This is a genomic window from Methylocapsa sp. S129 (assembly GCF_009765995.1).
Taxonomy (GTDB): Bacteria; Pseudomonadota; Alphaproteobacteria; order Rhizobiales; family Beijerinckiaceae; genus Roseiarcus.
The window spans coordinates 282,592-298,215 of sequence record NZ_LMUI01000042.1; the positions used below are offsets into that span (position 1 = coordinate 282,592).

19 protein-coding genes and 1 pseudogene are annotated in these 15,624 nt (G+C 64.1%); 12 read left to right on the plus strand and 8 right to left on the minus strand.

Annotated elements, in window-relative coordinates:
* A pseudogene (locus tag GSQ90_RS21945) lies at positions 1–196 on the minus strand (threonine/serine dehydratase); the annotation flags it as partial.
* Between the two features lie 58 nt (positions 197–254).
* Here GSQ90_RS21945 and GSQ90_RS21950 point away from each other — a divergent pair.
* The 3 genes from GSQ90_RS21950 to queG all read left to right on the plus strand — a co-directional run bounded on the left by GSQ90_RS21950 (position 255) and on the right by queG (position 2,455).
* The gene (locus tag GSQ90_RS21950) at positions 255–557 is read left to right on the plus strand and encodes a helix-turn-helix transcriptional regulator (protein ID WP_158817017.1); all 303 of its coding nucleotides are present in this window, start codon (positions 255–257) and stop codon (positions 555–557) included.
* A 99-nt stretch (positions 558–656) separates the two neighbouring features.
* Positions 657–1,349, plus strand: coding sequence for a glutathione S-transferase family protein (locus GSQ90_RS21955; RefSeq protein WP_246731713.1), 693 nt, complete (start codon positions 657–659; stop codon positions 1,347–1,349).
* A gap of 5 nt (positions 1,350–1,354) precedes the next feature.
* The gene (gene queG / locus GSQ90_RS21960; RefSeq protein ID WP_246731714.1) at positions 1,355–2,455 is read left to right on the plus strand and encodes a tRNA epoxyqueuosine(34) reductase QueG; all 1,101 of its coding nucleotides are present in this window, start codon (positions 1,355–1,357) and stop codon (positions 2,453–2,455) included.
* A 37-nt stretch (positions 2,456–2,492) separates the two neighbouring features.
* Here queG and GSQ90_RS21965 read toward each other — a convergent pair whose 3' ends face one another.
* The gene (locus GSQ90_RS21965; protein ID WP_158817019.1) at positions 2,493–2,681 is read right to left on the minus strand and encodes a DUF465 domain-containing protein; all 189 of its coding nucleotides are present in this window, start codon (positions 2,679–2,681) and stop codon (positions 2,493–2,495) included.
* 264 nt (positions 2,682–2,945) lie between these two features.
* On the opposite strand from GSQ90_RS21965, the gene GSQ90_RS21970 reads away from it, so the two are divergent.
* The 4 genes from GSQ90_RS21970 to GSQ90_RS21985 all read left to right on the plus strand — a co-directional run bounded on the left by GSQ90_RS21970 (position 2,946) and on the right by GSQ90_RS21985 (position 5,871).
* A complete protein-coding gene (locus GSQ90_RS21970) occupies positions 2,946–3,167 on the plus strand; it encodes a YdcH family protein (RefSeq protein WP_158817020.1) in 222 nt (73 codons plus the stop codon).
* A 116-nt stretch (positions 3,168–3,283) separates the two neighbouring features.
* Positions 3,284–3,760, plus strand: a complete 477-nt coding sequence (purE, locus tag GSQ90_RS21975) for a 5-(carboxyamino)imidazole ribonucleotide mutase (RefSeq protein ID WP_158817353.1) — start codon at positions 3,284–3,286, stop codon at positions 3,758–3,760.
* On the plus strand, positions 3,757–4,845 hold the full coding sequence (locus GSQ90_RS21980; RefSeq protein WP_174247519.1) for a 5-(carboxyamino)imidazole ribonucleotide synthase: 1,089 nt from the start codon (positions 3,757–3,759) through the stop codon (positions 4,843–4,845). Before purE ends, GSQ90_RS21980 begins: the two co-directional genes overlap by 4 nt.
* Positions 4,846–5,130: 285 nt before the next feature.
* Complete coding sequence (locus GSQ90_RS21985) at positions 5,131–5,871, plus strand: SDR family oxidoreductase (RefSeq protein ID WP_158817021.1); 741 nt, start codon at positions 5,131–5,133, stop codon at positions 5,869–5,871.
* Here GSQ90_RS21985 and GSQ90_RS21990 read toward each other — a convergent pair.
* Positions 5,825–6,787 carry a LysR family transcriptional regulator gene (locus tag GSQ90_RS21990; RefSeq protein ID WP_246731715.1) on the minus strand — a complete coding sequence of 321 codons (963 nt, stop codon included), beginning with the start codon at positions 6,785–6,787 and terminating at the stop codon, positions 5,825–5,827. The genes GSQ90_RS21985 and GSQ90_RS21990 overlap by 47 nt on opposite strands.
* Positions 6,788–7,089: 302 nt before the next feature.
* On the opposite strand from GSQ90_RS21990, the gene rpsU reads away from it, so the two are divergent.
* The gene (rpsU, locus tag GSQ90_RS21995; protein ID WP_158817022.1) at positions 7,090–7,332 is read left to right on the plus strand and encodes a 30S ribosomal protein S21; all 243 of its coding nucleotides are present in this window, start codon (positions 7,090–7,092) and stop codon (positions 7,330–7,332) included.
* A gap of 230 nt (positions 7,333–7,562) precedes the next feature.
* The gene (locus GSQ90_RS22000) at positions 7,563–8,411 is read left to right on the plus strand and encodes a tetratricopeptide repeat protein (RefSeq protein WP_371418428.1); all 849 of its coding nucleotides are present in this window, start codon (positions 7,563–7,565) and stop codon (positions 8,409–8,411) included.
* A gap of 12 nt (positions 8,412–8,423) precedes the next feature.
* Here GSQ90_RS22000 and GSQ90_RS22005 read toward each other — a convergent pair whose 3' ends face one another.
* From GSQ90_RS22005 to GSQ90_RS22025, 5 genes are all read right to left on the minus strand, one after another.
* Complete coding sequence (locus GSQ90_RS22005) at positions 8,424–9,227, minus strand: alpha/beta hydrolase (protein WP_158817023.1); 804 nt, start codon at positions 9,225–9,227, stop codon at positions 8,424–8,426.
* Positions 9,228–9,280: 53 nt separating this feature from the next.
* The gene (locus GSQ90_RS22010; RefSeq protein ID WP_158817024.1) at positions 9,281–10,681 is read right to left on the minus strand and encodes an NAD(P)(+) transhydrogenase (Re/Si-specific) subunit beta; all 1,401 of its coding nucleotides are present in this window, start codon (positions 10,679–10,681) and stop codon (positions 9,281–9,283) included.
* The gene (locus tag GSQ90_RS22015) at positions 10,678–11,109 is read right to left on the minus strand and encodes a proton-translocating transhydrogenase family protein (RefSeq protein WP_158817025.1); all 432 of its coding nucleotides are present in this window, start codon (positions 11,107–11,109) and stop codon (positions 10,678–10,680) included. Before GSQ90_RS22015 ends, GSQ90_RS22010 begins: the two co-directional genes overlap by 4 nt.
* A gap of 57 nt (positions 11,110–11,166) precedes the next feature.
* Positions 11,167–12,303, minus strand: coding sequence for a Re/Si-specific NAD(P)(+) transhydrogenase subunit alpha (locus tag GSQ90_RS22020; protein WP_158817026.1), 1,137 nt, complete (start codon positions 12,301–12,303; stop codon positions 11,167–11,169).
* A 65-nt stretch (positions 12,304–12,368) separates the two neighbouring features.
* Complete coding sequence (locus GSQ90_RS22025) at positions 12,369–12,653, minus strand: aa3-type cytochrome c oxidase subunit IV (protein WP_158817027.1); 285 nt, start codon at positions 12,651–12,653, stop codon at positions 12,369–12,371.
* Between the two features lie 186 nt (positions 12,654–12,839).
* On the opposite strand from GSQ90_RS22025, the gene lgt reads away from it, so the two are divergent.
* The 3 genes from lgt to pgeF are packed head-to-tail and all read left to right on the plus strand — an operon-like array spanning position 12,840 to position 15,534.
* Positions 12,840–13,664, plus strand: coding sequence for a prolipoprotein diacylglyceryl transferase (gene lgt / locus GSQ90_RS22030; RefSeq protein WP_158817028.1), 825 nt, complete (start codon positions 12,840–12,842; stop codon positions 13,662–13,664).
* Complete coding sequence (locus GSQ90_RS22035) at positions 13,661–14,755, plus strand: class I SAM-dependent methyltransferase (protein ID WP_158817029.1); 1,095 nt, start codon at positions 13,661–13,663, stop codon at positions 14,753–14,755. The genes lgt and GSQ90_RS22035 overlap by 4 nt, the downstream gene beginning before the upstream one ends.
* On the plus strand, positions 14,752–15,534 hold the full coding sequence (pgeF, locus tag GSQ90_RS22040; RefSeq protein WP_158817030.1) for a peptidoglycan editing factor PgeF: 783 nt from the start codon (positions 14,752–14,754) through the stop codon (positions 15,532–15,534). The genes GSQ90_RS22035 and pgeF overlap by 4 nt, the downstream gene beginning before the upstream one ends.
* Positions 15,535–15,624 lie beyond the last annotated feature (90 nt).

Genomic DNA, 15,624 nt, shown 5'->3' on the forward strand with positions numbered 1-15,624 from the left:
AAAGATTGGTGAAGGCGCCGCGCGCCTTGAACGAGCCGGAATGCTGGAGGCTTTCAAGCTTGAGTTCAACTGGCCGGCTCTGCAGGCCGAAGTCCGCCAGATCGACGCGGATGACCGGCGTGTGGCGGATATAGGGGCGGATCAGCCGCTCGGCTTCGACGATGCGTTCTGAGGTGACCCGATGTTCGGCTGCCATGGCGCGGCGCTCCTCCTGTCCAGGTTGACATTTCTTAGTAACTTAGCAAACTCACGAAATGCAAGCGGCGGATGTCATCAAGGCGCTCGCTAACGAGCGTCGTCTCCAGATTCTCGACTGGCTGAAGAACCCACGCGCCCATTTTCCGCCCCAGACGGACGGCGATCTGGTTGAAGACGGCGTCTGCGCCTTGTTCATTGCGGAAAAGCTCGGAGTCAGCCCGGCGACGCTGAGCGAGCATATGCGCGTCCTGGTTCGCGCCCGGCTGCTGCGCGCCAAACGAATCAGGCAATGGACCTTCTACCGGCGCGACGAAGAAGAAATCCGCGCGATCAAATCCGAACTTCTCGCCAACCTCTGAATTGTAAGGGAAGCGTTCCGCTTATCCCTGGGGGGCTGGCCAGATCGATGGCCCGCCTTTACCAACGGTTAACGGGAGGGACGCCAAGAGTAATCGTCCATGATCATGCTTTACCATCATCCCTTTTGCCCCCATTCCCGCTTCGTGCGGTTGGCGTTGGGCGAGTTTGGCATCGAGCCGGAACTCGTCGAGGAGCGGATATGGGAGCGGCGGCGCGAATTCCTGCTGCTGAACGCCGACGCCACCACGCCGGTGCTGGTCGAGGAATCGGCGCCGAGCCTGCCTGGCGCCGGCGTGATCGCCGAATTTCTCGATGAAACGCGCGGCATGGGCATGGGCGATCGGCGCCTGATGCCCGAAGATCCGCTCGGCCGCGCCGAGGTGCGCCGGCTGATGGCCTGGTTCAACGTCAAGTTTTTCAACGAAGCGTCGAACTGGCTCGTCACGGAAAAGATTTACAAGCGCTTCATGCCGGCCCATCAGGGCGGCGGCGCGCCCGATATGGAGGCCATTCGCGCGGCGCGGTCGAATGTGCGCTATCATTTGCGCTATATCGGGCACCTCATCGGCGCCCGTAACTGGCTGGCGGGCGACGATCTGAGCTTTGCCGATCTGGCGGCGGCCGCCCATCTTTCCTGCATTGACTATCTAGGCGATGTTCCATGGGCCGAGAACGAGACGGCGAAGAACTGGTACGCGCGAGTGAAATCGCGCCCCTCGTTCCGTCCGTTGCTGGCCGACCGGATGCGCGGCATGATCCCGGTCGAAGCCTACGCCAATCTCGATTTCTAAGGGATTTGCGCGCCAAGGCGCAGGCGCTCGGTTTCGATCTGTGCCGCGTCGCCGCGCCGCGATTGCCGCAGGAGGCCGGCGACAATCTCGCGCGCTGGATCGCGCAAGGCGAGCACGGCGACATGGACTGGATGGCCGAAACCCTTGAGCGCCGCGCCGACCCGCGCGTTCTTTGGCGCGAGGTCCGCAGCGTCATCATGCTCGGTGTGAACTACGCGCCCGCGGTCGATCCGCTGGCGGCTTTGGGCGAGGGAAATGTCGGCGTCATTTCCGTCTATGCGCGCCATCGCGATTATCATGATGTCATCAAGGGCCGGTTGAAGCTCCTTGCCGGTTGGCTGGCCTCCGCGAGTCCCGCGCAAGTGAAGGTGTTCGTCGACACGGCGCCGGTCATGGAAAAACCACTCGCCGCCGCAGCAGGTCTTGGCTGGCAGGGCAAGCACACCAATCTCGTCTCGCGGGAGTTCGGCTCCTGGCTGTTTCTCGGCGCCATCTTCACCGATCTCGCACTGCCGCCCGACGAGCCGGAGGTCGATCATTGCGGAACCTGCCGCGCCTGTCTTGATATTTGCCCGACGCGCGCCTTTCCCGCGCCCTATCGTCTCGATGCGCGGCGCTGCATCTCTTATCTCACCATCGAGCATAAGGGACATATCGCACCGGAGTTCCGCGCGCCGATCGGCAACCGGATCTATGGTTGCGACGATTGCCTCGCGGTCTGCCCGTGGAACAAGTTTGCGAGGGATGGGCGAGAAGCCAAGCTGGTCGCGCGCGACGACCTCCGGGCGCCTGCGCTCGGCGAGCTCGCCGCTCTCGATGAGGCGGCGTTTCGCAAACGCTTCGCCGGCGGGCCGATCAAGCGCATCGGCCATGCGCGCTTCCTGCGCAATGTGCTGATCGCCATCGGCAATTCGGGCAATCGCACGCTCGCCGCCATTGCGATCCAGCGCCTCGACCATGCCTCGCCTCTGGTGCGCGGCATGGCCGTCTGGGCTCTGGGGCGCCTATGCGACGGGGAAACATTGGCGGCTTTGGCGCAAACACACGCGCCACGCGAAGGCGACGAAGATGTCGCCGCGGAATGGCGCGCAGCCTTGCGCGCCTGACAATTTCTGGAAACCCTATCCGCTTTTCGCGCGCGCTTTAATGCGTCGTCGCGAGGAGCCTCTCTTGTCGCAACTTTTCGATTTCATCCTTGAGCAATAATTTTTTTCGTTTCAATTCGATCAATTTCAAATCGTCGGTTCCTGGATGCGTCTTCTCGGCGGCTATCGCATGTTCCATGGCCTGATGACGACGCTCAAGCTCCACAAGGTGCGAGTCTAGGGACATATAGTGACTCCCTGGTTGTGATCGACGACGAAAGTGTGACACAGCCCGCGTCTATTTCAAGGCGGGAAAGAGGGGGTGGCGATCAATTCTTTTACGGACCTGATTGAATTGGACGAATTGTCCACGCCGCGTTCGCGCGCGCAGGTTGGGAACGGGCCGCGCTTGCGAACTTGCGCGCTCGCAATCATACTCGCAATGACAATTGCCCAACCCTCAAGACTCCCTGCGCCGACCCTACGAAACGAATCAGCCGAGCGGGCCCGGATGCCGCAACAAGAGTTGAGCGAGACCGAGCGCGCCGAAATGCGAGCGCAGATCGAGCGCCTGCGTGAGGAGCACCGCGACCTCGACGCCGCGATCGAAGCCTTGAACAACGCCGGCGCTGCGGATCGGTTGCAAATGCAGCGCATCAAAAAACGCAAATTGGCGCTGCGCGACCGTCTGGCGCAGCTTGAGGATTTGTCGACGCCCGATATCATAGCCTGACGCGCTCGCCTTGCGCCGTCGGCGCCCTTCGTCTATGCGGACGGGCCTCCGCGGCTTTGACGTTACCGCAACTGGACGAACCCTTGGCGCCGAACCCGAAATCCGTTGCGATCATTATGGGAAGCCAGTCGGACTGGGCGACCATGCGCCGCGCCGGCGAAACGCTCGATCAATTGGCGATCGGCTTTGACGCGCAAATCATTTCCGCCCATCGCACGCCCGACCGGCTGGTCGCCTTCGCCAAAGGCGCGCGCGCGGCCGGCTTCAAGGTGATCATCGCAGGCGCGGGCGGCGCCGCCCATCTGCCGGGCATGACCGCGGCTTTCACGCCGCTGCCGGTGTTCGGCGTTCCCGTAGCGTCCAAGGCGCTTTCGGGCCAGGACAGCCTGTTGTCGATCGTCCAGATGCCGGCCGGCGTGCCCGTGGGAACGCTGGCGATCGGCGAAGCGGGCGCGATCAACGCGGCGTTGCTGGCCGCGGCGGTGCTCGCCCTGAGCGACGCCGCCCTGGCGGATCGGCTCGACGCCTGGCGCGCGGCCCATACAAAATCCGTGGCCGATCGGCCTTCGGATGCGGCCGCCGGCGTCCGATGATCCTCACTCCGGGCGCGACCATTGGCATTTTGGGCGCCGGACAGCTTGGCCGGATGCTGGCGATGGCGGCGGCGCGGCTGGGCTTGCGCAGCCATATATTCGCCCCCGAGACCGAGGCCCCGGCTTTCGATGTCGCGAGCGCGAGAACGATCGGCGCCTATGAGGATGAAGCCGCGCTGACGGCCTTCGCCGAGGCCGTCGATGTCGTCACTTATGAATTTGAGAACGTGCCCACCTCTTGCGTCGACTTTCTATCGGCCTTGCGCCCGGTGCGGCCGGGCGCGCGAGCGCTTTCGCTCACCCAGGATCGCCTCGTCGAAAAGTCGTTCCTAAGCGATCTTGGCCTTCGCACCGCGCCCTTCATGGCCGTCGAGGACGCCGGCGCGCTGGTGCGCGCCGTCGCCGCGTTGGGGCGCCCGTCCATTCTGAAGACGCGACGCTTTGGCTATGACGGCAAGGGCCAGGCGCTGATCCGCGAAGGGTCCAACCTTTCCGCGCTCTATCGCGGTCTTGGCGGGGAGCCGACAATCCTCGAAGGCTTCGTGAATTTCGAGCGCGAAGTGTCGGTGATCGCGGCGCGCGGCCTCGACGGCGCCTTCGCGGCTTTCGATATTTGCGAAAACGAGCATGAGAAACATATTCTGGCGCGCACCCGCGTCCCCGCGGCCATCGCGCCGGCGACCGCGGCCGCGGCGGTGGCGCTCGCGCGGCAGATTATCGAGGCGCTCGATTATGTCGGCGTGCTCGCGGTCGAAATGTTCGTCACCCGCGAGGCCGACGGCCTGGAAGGCCTGGTGGTCAACGAACTGGCGCCGCGCGTCCATAATTCCGGGCATTGGACGATCGACGGCGCGCAAACCTCGCAATTCGAACAGCATGTGCGCGCCATCGCCGGCTGGCCGCTCGGGGCCACGACGCGGCGCGGGCGGATCGAAATGCATAACCTCATCGGCGAGGAAGCGGCGGGATGGCGCGAGATTCTCGCTGAGCCCGGTCTGTGCCTTCATCTCTACGGCAAGATGGAGGTCCGTTCCGGCCGCAAGATGGGTCATGTGACGCGGATTCTGCCTGAAGGGGCGAAATAGCCCGGAGACCCTGGGCGCGCCTGAAATCTGTCGCCACGCCCGGAACGGGGCATATTCGGCCTTCGCCGTCGAAAGTCCCGTCCTGAATGGAGCGCTGACGTTCGGGCGCCGCAAGGTTCGGCCTCGACACTCAAAGCGTTCGCAAAACCGCATGTTTTCGCTCATCGGATTATCCGATTGGAGCATTCGTATCTTCCCGTTTCCTTTCATCGCCTCCTCGCGGCAAAACGCTGTCAGGTTCTCGCCGCGCGCTGTGCGACCGGCGGGACATCCGATGGAGATTTCATGAGCCTGGAAACGACAATTATGTCCGAGCGCGTTCTCATCGTCGGCGGCAGTTCCGGCATGGGGTTGGCGCTTGCCGAACACATGCTTATGGCCGGAGCCGAGGTGACGGTCGTTGGTCGATCCGAGGACCGGCTGTCGGCAGCAAGGCAACGCCTGCCTCACCCGGAAAGGCTGCGCGCGATCGCCGCCGACATCACGCGCGAGGACGATGTCGAGCGCCTGTTCCAGACCATCGGGACGCTCGACCACATCGTATCGACGGCCGCCGACATCGCCGGCGTCTATGTGCTGCTTCCCGATATGGATATCTCCATCGCGCGCAGGGTCATGGATTCGAAATTGATCGGGCCTCTCCTTCTTGCAAAGCACGGCGCGCGCCATTTGGCTTCGGGTGGATCGATCACCCTGACCTCGGGCATCGCCGCCTATCGCCCTGCGCCGAAGGGTTCGGTCGTGGCCGCCGTCAATGGCGCGTTGGCTTCGCTCGCCTTTGCGCTTGCGGTCGAGTTGGCGCCGATCCGCGTGAATGTCGTTTCGCCGGGATGGGTGGATACGCCGATCTGGGACGCTGTCGCGGGCAGCGGAAAGGCGGCCGCATTGGACGCCATGGCCAAGCGGCTTCCTGTCGGCCGGATTGGACAGGCCGCCGATGTCGCTCAGGCCATCGCGTCTCTGATGCACAACGGCTTCATCACAGGAACGGTGCTTCACGTCGATGGCGGTCAGCGGCTGGTTTAGCGGGAGCCAGCGTGTCGCGCGCCGCTGCGAGGAATAGTCCTAACGCCGGCGATTGAACGCGGCGCCGACGCCATATCATCGTGATCGGCGCCATTGGATTGTTGCCGACCCAGGGCAGCACAGCAACATCGGCATTGGCCTCCGGCACAGCGAGACGGGGGACGAGCGCGCATCCAAGGCCCGCTTCGACGAGACCCCATATGGCCGCGAGGCTCGCGAATTCGCCGACGCGCTTCGGGCGATCGGGCAGCGTCGCCGCAAACGCCTCCTCGAACATCCGCCGGTAGACGCAGCCGCGCTCGGTCACCAGAAAGGCGTCGTCCGCCAGATCGTCAGGCTGGATGACCTCGCGTCCGGCAAGCGGATGGTTTCGCGGGGCTATGATGACGAGCCTTTCCTGGGCCACCTGTTCGCTTCGCAGGTCCGGCCCGACAGTGGCGTCCCCGAAGAGGAAACACACATCCATCGCGCCGCTTTTCACGCCGCCGCGCAACTGACCGCTATCGGCCGTCCTCAAAATCAGCTCCACATTGGGATGACGCTGCCGGAATTCCACCAGCAAAGCGGGCAATCGGACGGCGCAAAGCGTTTCGAGGCCGCCGATCGTCAGTCGCCCGCCGACGGCGCCGGCCGCGTCAGAGACCGCGGCGCGGGCCTCATCGGCGAGGCTGAGCAGATCGCCGGCGTAATCGAGCAGACGCCGTCCGGCGGGCGTCAGCTTCAACCCACGCCGCGACCGATCGAAGAGAGACGCGCCAAGGTCGGCCTCCAATGCCTGAATCTGCTCGGTTACGCTCGATTGGGCAAGGTGAACCTGTTCAGAGGCCCGCGTGACGTTCAAGGTCGCAGCGACCGCCGTGAAAGTTTTGAGAAATCGAAGCTGCATAATCTGAACTGTCGAATGGCGTTGCGGCAAAAAACAATCCTATCGCGAATGTCTCGATGAGAACGAGACTTTCGCGACTGATATTCGCCCCGCCGCAAGATAAGGCGTTTGCGACAGCAAATTGCCAGTTTATTGGGGTCGTGAAGGGCGGGAAGCAGAAATTCAAACTGAGGGCCGTCGGCCCGGCACAATCTCTGGACAATGCCCCTTGAGTCTGCTATCGGCGCGCTCTGAATATTCGGGCGCTCTCGCAGCGCCCCGGTTATCTATTGCCTCATTCGCCGCCCATTCCCATGCTAGGCTGACGCCAGCCTCTAGAAACAGGATCGCCCGTGCAAGTTCTCGTCCGCGACAACAATGTCGATCAGGCCCTCAAAGCGCTCAAGAAAAAGATGCAGCGCGAGGGAATTTTCCGCGAAATGAAATTGCGGGGGCATTACGAGAAACCGTCCGAGAAGCGCGCGCGCGAAAAGGCTGAGGCGATTCGCCGGGCGCGCAAGCTCGCGCGCAAGAAATTGCAGCGCGAAGGGCTTCTGCCGATGAAGCCGAAGCCGGTCATGGGCGCTCCCCGCTGAAGCTGATTTTACAGCGGCGCGCGTGGATTTGAGGGTGTTGGCGCTCTCATTATCCGGGTTGGTCGCCGCGCGCCGCTTGATGGCGTGATTTTTATGAAACAGCGGCGGTGAAATTGCACCCGCCGCTCTTTTTTGCCGTCTTTGCCTTTTTCGCGGCCAATTTGTCAGGCGAACGCGTGTATGAAAGAGACGCCCGCATTTCGGCGCGGCGAGACTGAGACGAAATACCGATGATGATCAGGCTTTCCGGCGCTTCCACTATGCGGTTTCTCGCCATCGCGGGCGTCGCCTTTGCGCTTGCCGGCTGTGAGAGCACGGGCTTTGGCGGGCCGCCGACCGGCAATGTCGCGGAAGTCGAAGTCGACAATTCAGGCGCAAGCTCGGTCAATATCGCCTCGTTGAGCGACGTCATCCAGCGCAATCCCAACGATTCGGTCGCCTATAATACGCGCGGCGCCGCCTATGCGAAGATCGGGCGCTATCAGAACGCCATCGAGGATTTCACCAAGGCGGTGCAGATCGACCCCAATTTCGCCGGCGCCTATACGAATCGCGCGCTGGCCTATCGCCAGATTCAAAAAGACGGACCGGCGCTGGCCGATTTCAATCAGGCGATCGTCGCCAATCCCAAACATGCCGCCGCTTATCTCGGTCGCGCCAATCTGCTGCGCTCGCAGGGCCATTTGCCCGAAGCGCTGGCCGATCTCAATCAGGCGATCGCGCTCAACCCCGAAGGCGCGCAGGCCTTTCACGCGCGCGGGCTGATCTATCAGCGCCAGGGCAATCACCCGCAGGCGATCACCGATTTCAACAATGCGATCGATCGCGATCCCTTCGCCGGGGCTCCTTATCTGGCGCGCGGGCAGAGCCTGCTCGCCACCGGCAAATATGACGCGGCGATCGAGGATTTTAACGCCGCCTTGAATGTCGATGCGAAAAATGCGGATGGCTGGGCGGGCCTTGGCATCGCTTATGAGAAACAGAACAACAAGGTCAAGGCGATGGAATCCTACAGCCACGCCATCGCGGTCGATGCGTCGAACCAGACAGCGCGCGACGGCATGGCGCGCCTGCGCTAACGGCGACCCGCTTCAGGGCGCGGCGCGCGCCATCGCCTGATCGATCCATTGTACAACCTGCGGGATGACCGAGCCTAAGGCGAGATGGCCCGCGCCATCGACGCGGATGAAATCCTTGGGCTCGCGCGCCAGCGCAAACAGTCTCTCGGCGAAACGGATCGGGATTGTCGCATCGGCGGTTCCGTGAACCATCAGCGCCGGCGCGGCGACCTGGCCGATTTTATCGTCGGAACGGAATGTGTCGACCATCAGCAGGCGCACGGGAAACATCCAGAACTTGGCCGCCGCGACGTCGACGATCGACGAATAGGGCGAGTCGAGAACGAGCGCGCCGATCTTATGGCGCGCTGCGAGGTCAATGGCGACGCCCGTGCCCAGCGATTCGCCCATGGCGACGATGCGGCCGGCGGGAACGCCGAGGGCAAGCGCTTTGGCGTAGGTCGCCTCTCCATCGCGCAGAAGGCCTTGTTCCGATGGCGCGCCGGTTGAGCCGGCGTAGCCTCGATATTCGACCGCGAGCAAGCCGTTGCCGGAAGCGGTGAGCCTCTTGAACCGCTCGTTGCGCGCCGCCAGACCATCGGCGTTGCCGTGAAAATAAAGGATCAGCGGTTTGCCCGCGGCCGGCGCGACGTACCAGGCGAGGAGCGTTTCGCCATCGTCGGTTTGCAGGTGAAGCGCCTGGGCGTTGGGCAATCCCACCGCGGCCGGCGCGACTTCTGAGGCGTTTGGGAAGTAAAGCAGCTTACGCTGCCCGAGAGCGATCGCCGCCAGCGCGACAATATAAAGAACGACGCAGGCGAGGAGGATGAATGTCATGATCCCCTTTGCTCGTCCGCGCCTGCGAGTCCGTTTCGGACTCGCAACGCTCGTCAATGCGCGAGCGCTTTGACGATCGAATCGGTGACCTTCTTGGCGTCGCCAAACAGCATCATCGTATTGTCGCGAAAGAACAGTTCGTTCTCGACGCCGGCATAGCCCGAACCCATGCCGCGCTTGACGAACAGCACCGTCTTGGCCTTCTCGACATCCAGGATCGGCATGCCGAATATCGGCGATTTCGGATCGGTCTTGGCGGCCGGATTGGTCACGTCATTGGCCCCGATGACATAAGCGACGTCGGCCTGCGCGAATTCGCTATTGATGTCCTCGAGCTCGAACACTTCGTCGTAAGGCACATTGGCTTCGGCGAGCAGCACGTTCATATGGCCCGGCATGCGCCCGGCCACGGGATGAATCGCGTATTTGACCTCGACGCCCTCTTTCTTGAGGATATCGGCCATTTCGCGCAAGGCGTGCTGCGCCTGGGCGACCGCCATGCCATAGCCCGGCACGATGATGACCTTTGAAGCGTTTTTCATCATGAACGCGGCGTCGTCGGCCGAGCCCTGCTTGACCGGCCGCTGCTCGGCGGCGCCGGCCGCGCTCGCCACTTCGCCGCCAAAGCCGCCCAGAATGACGGCGATGAACGAGCGGTTCATCCCCTTGCACATGATGTAGGAGAGGATGGCGCCCGACGAGCCGACCAAAGCGCCGGTGATGATGAGCGCGAGATTGCCAAGCGTAAAGCCGATGCCGGCCGCCGCCCAGCCCGAATAGGAATTGAGCATCGACACGACGACGGGCATGTCGGCGCCGCCGATCGGCACGATCAGCAAGACGCCGAGCGCCAGCGCCGCCAGCGCAATCAGCCAGAAGAAGATGGTCGACTGGGTCGTGACGAACAGGATGACCATCAGCACAAGCGCAATGCCGAGGGCGAGATTGATGACATGGCGCTGCGGCAGCATGATCGGCTTGCCCGACATGCGCCCGTCCAGCTTCAGGAAGGCGATGATCGAGCCCGTGAACGTCATCGCGCCGATCGCCAGACCGACCGACATTTCGACGAGGCTGGCGCCGTGGATGTCGCCGCGCTCGCCGATGCCGAAAGCCTGCGGCGCATAGAGCGCGCCAGCGGCCACCAGAACGGCGGCGAGCCCGACCAGCGAATGGAACATCGCCACAAGCTGCGGCATGGCGGTCATTTGCACCGTGCGCGCGCGCCAGACGCCGATGCCGCCGCCGATCGCGAAGCCGGCGACGACCAGAACCCAGGAGAAGAAACTCGCCGGCGGGCTGAGCGCGAGCGTCGTCAGCACTGCGATGCCCATGCCGATCATGCCGAAGCGATTGCCCTGGCGGGAGCTGGCGGGCGAAGACAGGCCGCGCAGAGCCAGAATGAACAGCACGCCCGCGACGAGATAGAGAAGAGCGGCGAGGTTCGCGTTCACTTGGCCGCCCCTTTCTTCTTATACATTGCGAGCATGCGCTCGGTGACCGTGAAGCCGCCGAATATGTTCACCGAGGCGAGGATCAAAGCGAGAAATCCGACCAGCCGCGCAAAGCCCGAGCCGCTCTCGACACCGCCGACGCCGACCGACAGCAGCGCTCCGACGACGATCACCGAGGAAATCGCATTGGTGACGGACATCAGCGGCGTATGCAGCGCCGGCGTCACCGACCAGACGACGTAATAGCCGACGAACACCGCGAGAGCGAAAATCGCGAGACGAAACACGAAAGGATCGATCGCTCCGCCGGTGGCGGCATGGCCGGCGGCGGCCAGTTGCTCCGCATAGGCTTGCGCGGCGCCGGCCGCCTGTTCGGCGGCGTCGGCCGCGGCTTTCAGTTTGGCGACGGTCTGATCGAGATTGTCCATTTGGCCCTCTTTGGCGTCAAAGGCGCAGGCCGAGCCTACGTCAGTCGGTCCGGGTCATCATTCGGGTTTGGGCTGGAAGTTGGGATGAACGATCGCGCCGTCGCGGGTCAGGCATGTCGCCTTGACCAGTTCGTCGTCCCAATTGACCTTCAAGGATTGGCTCGCCTTGTCGATCAGGGTTTCGACAAACGCGTAGAGATTGCGCGCATAGAGGCTGGAGGCGGTCGCGGCGAGCCGGGTGACGCTGGAATAGCCGACGATCTTGACGCCGCCCGATGTCGTCACCAGTTCGCCCGCCTTGGCCAATTCGCAATTGCCGCCGCGCTCGACCGCCAGATCGACAATGACCGAACCTGGCCGCATCGACTGAATCATGTCGGCGGTGATCAGGCGCGGCGCGGGCCGGCCCGGAATCAGCGCGGTCGTCACCACGACATCCTGCTTGGCGATGTGGGAGGCGACCAAAGCCGCCTGCTTGGCTTTATACTCGGCGGACATTTCCTTGGCGTAGCCGCCCGATGTCTCGGCCTGCTTGAATTCGTCGTCCTCGACGGCGACGAATTTCGCGCCCAGGGATTCGACCTGTTCCTTGGTGGCGGGGCGCACGTCGGTGGCGGTCACGACGGCGCCGAGGCGCCGCGCGGTCGCGATCGCCTGCAAGCCGGCGACGCCGACGCCCATGATGAAAAACTTGGCGGCCGGAACTGTCCCCGCCGGCGTCATCATCATCGGCAGGGCGCGGCCATATTCGCTCGCCGCGTCGATCACCGCGCGATAGCCGGCGAGATTCGCCTGGCTGGAAAGCACGTCCATGACCTGCGCGCGCGTGATACGCGGCATCAATTCCATCGCGAAAGCGTCGACGCCGGCCTTGGCCATCGCCTCGATCGCGGGGCCATGGCCGTAAGGGTCCATGATGGCGACGACGAGCGCGCCGCGCTTGATCTGGGTCAGCTCCATGCCGCTCGGGCGGCGCACTTTAAGCAGGACATCGGCGCTGGAGAGAACCTCGGCGGCCGGCGCCATTCTGGCGCCCGCGCCCTGATAATCAGCGTCGGTCACGCCCGCGCTCAGGCCCGCGCCATGCTGGACGACGAATTCCGCGCCGAGCGCGACGAATTTCTTGACGGTTTCCGCGCTTGCGGCGACGCGCGTCTCCAACGGATCGGTTTCGGCGACAACCCCAATCAGCATGGGTCAATCCTCTAGCGACGGGAGACGATAGGGAGGAGCGCTTGGCCGCCGCAAAGCGCCATTCGCTAAAGGACGATGCAGGCCAAGCCCAGCAGCACCAGCACCGGGAGGACAGCGCGCCAGGTCAGGCCCGACATGCTGCCGAACGTCGCGGCGCCGATGGTGAGCACAAAGCCGATCAGGGCGATCGCCCCTTGGCCCTTGAGGCCCCAAAGAACAAGCTCGAGCACAATGCAGATGAGCGTGACGACGCTCGTTTCGGTCAGCGCGATAAAGGCTGCGTAGGTCGCCTCGTGAGCCGGCATATCCATGCCATTGTCCGCCGTCGCCGCCGAATGATCGTCCGCCATGCCATAGCCTCAATGCGCCCAGAGAACCGTTGGCCTCGCATTTACCGCAAAGCGCGGGGGATCGCAACGATACAAAGCGCCGCAACGCAAGCGCCTGGCGCCCCCGACGAAACGACGCCAAAGCGAGGTTCATGCGGCTTGCGGCCTTGACGCGAGGGGGCGCATCAGCGCATCACCGCTGGACCGATGCCGCTCCTCGCCTTGCCCTTTCCCGCGATCGATCCGATCCTCATTCAGTTGGGTCCGCTCGCCATTCGCTGGTATGCGCTGTCTTATATCGCGGGCCTCATCCTCGGCTGGGCGCTGATCCGTCGCATTCTCGTCGCCGAGTCCCTATGGCGCGGCGCGGCGCGGCCAAGCCCCGTCAGCATCGACGATCTGCTGGTCTATTGCGCCATCGGCGTCATCGTGGGCGGGCGTCTGGGCAATGTGCTGTTTTACGATCCGGGCTATTACTTCGCGCATCCGATCGAAATTTTCAAAATCTGGGAAGGCGGCATGGCCTTCCACGGCGGCCTGATCGGCGCGCTGATCGGCATCGTTCTGTTCTCCCGGCGCTATCAAGCGCCGACTCTCACCGTGCTCGATCTGGCCTGCCTCGTCGCGCCGATCGGCATTTTCTTTGCGCGCATCGCCAATTTCATCAAGCCTGAACTTTGGGGTCGCCCGACCGATGTTCCCTGGGCGGTCATTTTTCCCGGCACTGACGGGCTGCCGCGTCATCCCAGCCAGATCTACGAGGCGTTGCTCGAGGGACTGGCTTTGTTCGTCATTCTGTCGATCGCGGCGCGCCTCGGCGCATTGCGCCGTCCGGGCTTGATCGCGGGCGCTTTTGGCGCGCTCTACGGCCTCGCGCGCATCTTTTGCGAATTCTATCGCGATCCCGATCCTCGCCTGGAGGACCTTGGCGGCGGCTTGACCATGGGGATGGTATTGTCCGCGCCGCTGGCTATCATCGGTCTGGGGCTGATCGGCTGGAGCCTGCGAAAGGGGCCGGGGGGGCGCCAATGAGCGCGCTGGGGGATGAGATAAAAGCGTTGATCGGCCAGGAAGGCCCGATCTCGCTGGAGCGTTACATGGCTTTGGCGCTCACTCACCCGACGCATGGCTATTACATGAAGCGCGACCCCTTCGGGGCGGAAGGAGATTTCACCACGGCGCCGGAAATCAGCCAGATGTTTGGCGAATTGCTGGGGCTGTGGGCGGCCGAAGTATGGACGGCGATGGACAGTCCCAACCCGTTGCGGCTGATCGAATTTGGCCCGGGCCGCGGCACTTTGATGAGCGACGCCTTGCGCGCGTCGCGCGTCGCGCCCGATTTTCGCGCCGCGCTCGATGTTTGCCTGATCGAGACGAGCCCGACCCTGGCGGCCGTCCAGCACGATACGCTATTGACGGCGGGCGCCGCCGTCTCCTGGGCGGCGCAGTTGGACGAAGCGCCGGACGGTCCGGCCATTATGATCGCCAATGAATTCCTCGATGCGCTGCCGATCCGCCAATATGTGCGCGGCCCACGCGGCTGGTGCGAGCGACAGGTCGGCCTCGACAGCGCCGGCAATCTGGCGTTCGGCCTTTCCCCGGAGCCCGAACGCTTCATCAAGGCGCAGGCGCAAGAGGGCGATGTGCTCGAAGTCGGCGCGGTCGGTCATCGTCTGATGTTCGCGCTGGGCGCGCGTCTGGCGCGGCAGGGCGGCGCCGCTTTGTTTATCGACTACGGCCATACCGCAACGGGTTTCGGCGACACGCTGCAGGCTTTGCGCGCGCATCGCATGGTCGATCCTTTGACGGAGCCGGGCGAAGCCGACATTACCGCCCATGTCGATTTCGCCGCGATGGCGCGCAGCGCGCGCGCCGCCGGGGCCGTCGTCTACGGACCGATCGATCAGGGCGATTTTCTCAAGGTGCTTGGCCTCGATCAGCGCGCGCAGGCCTTGATCAGCCGCGCCGGTGCCGCCCAGGCCGCCGATGTCGAGGCGGCGCGGGAGCGACTGTCCGGCAAGAGCGTGGGCGGAATGGGCGCCTTGTTCAAGGTCATGGCGGTCGCTCATCGTCAATTGCCCGTCCCGCCCGGGTTTCATGGGCTCTCGGGGGCGGCGGCGTGAGCGACGCGGGCCTCGAATGTCTGCGCGCGGACGGCTTGGGCGCGTCTGGAATCGCCCATGCCTTCTTCACGCGCCGCGGCGGCGTTTCGCAAGGCGTTTACGCCTCGCTCAATGGCGGCGTCGGATCGCGCGACGATCCGGACGCCGTTCGCGACAATCGCGCTCGTATGGCCGCGACGCTCGGGATCGAGGCGTCGCGGCTGCTGATTCCCTATCAGGTGCATTCGCCCGACGCTTTGGCGGTCGTCGCGCCCTGGCCGTCCGATGCGCGGCCGCGATGCGACGCGCTCGTCACCGCCACGCCAGGGCTGGGGCTTGGCGTGACGGGGGCCGATTGCGGAATCATCCTGTTCGCGGCGCCTTCGGCGGGCGTGATCGGCGCCGCCCATGCCGGCTGGCGCGGCGCGCTGAGCGGGATCATCGAGGCGACCGTCGCGGCGATGGAAGGGCTTGGCGCACGGGCCGGAGATATCGTCGCCGCGCTCGGCCCGACGATCGCGCAGCCCTCCTATGAAGTCGGCCCCGAATTTGTCGCGACTTTTGCGGCGGCCGAATCCGACGCCGGACGGTTCTTCGCGCCGAGCCGCAATCCGGGGCGTTCGATGTTCGATCTGCACGGCTTCATCGGCATGCGGGTCGCCCGTAGCGGCGTGACGCAATTCGAGGATCTCGGCCTCGACACTTATGCCGACGAAGAGCGCTTCTTCAGCTACCGCCGCGCGACCCATCGCAAAGAACCGGACTATGGGCGCCTTGTGGCGGCGATTGCGCTGGTTTAGGCGCGCCTGCCGCCCTGCGAGCGCGCCCATAATGGGCCGCAGCGGGATCGCCGACCGAATCGCGCGGCCAGCGCGCTCCCGACAAGCAGC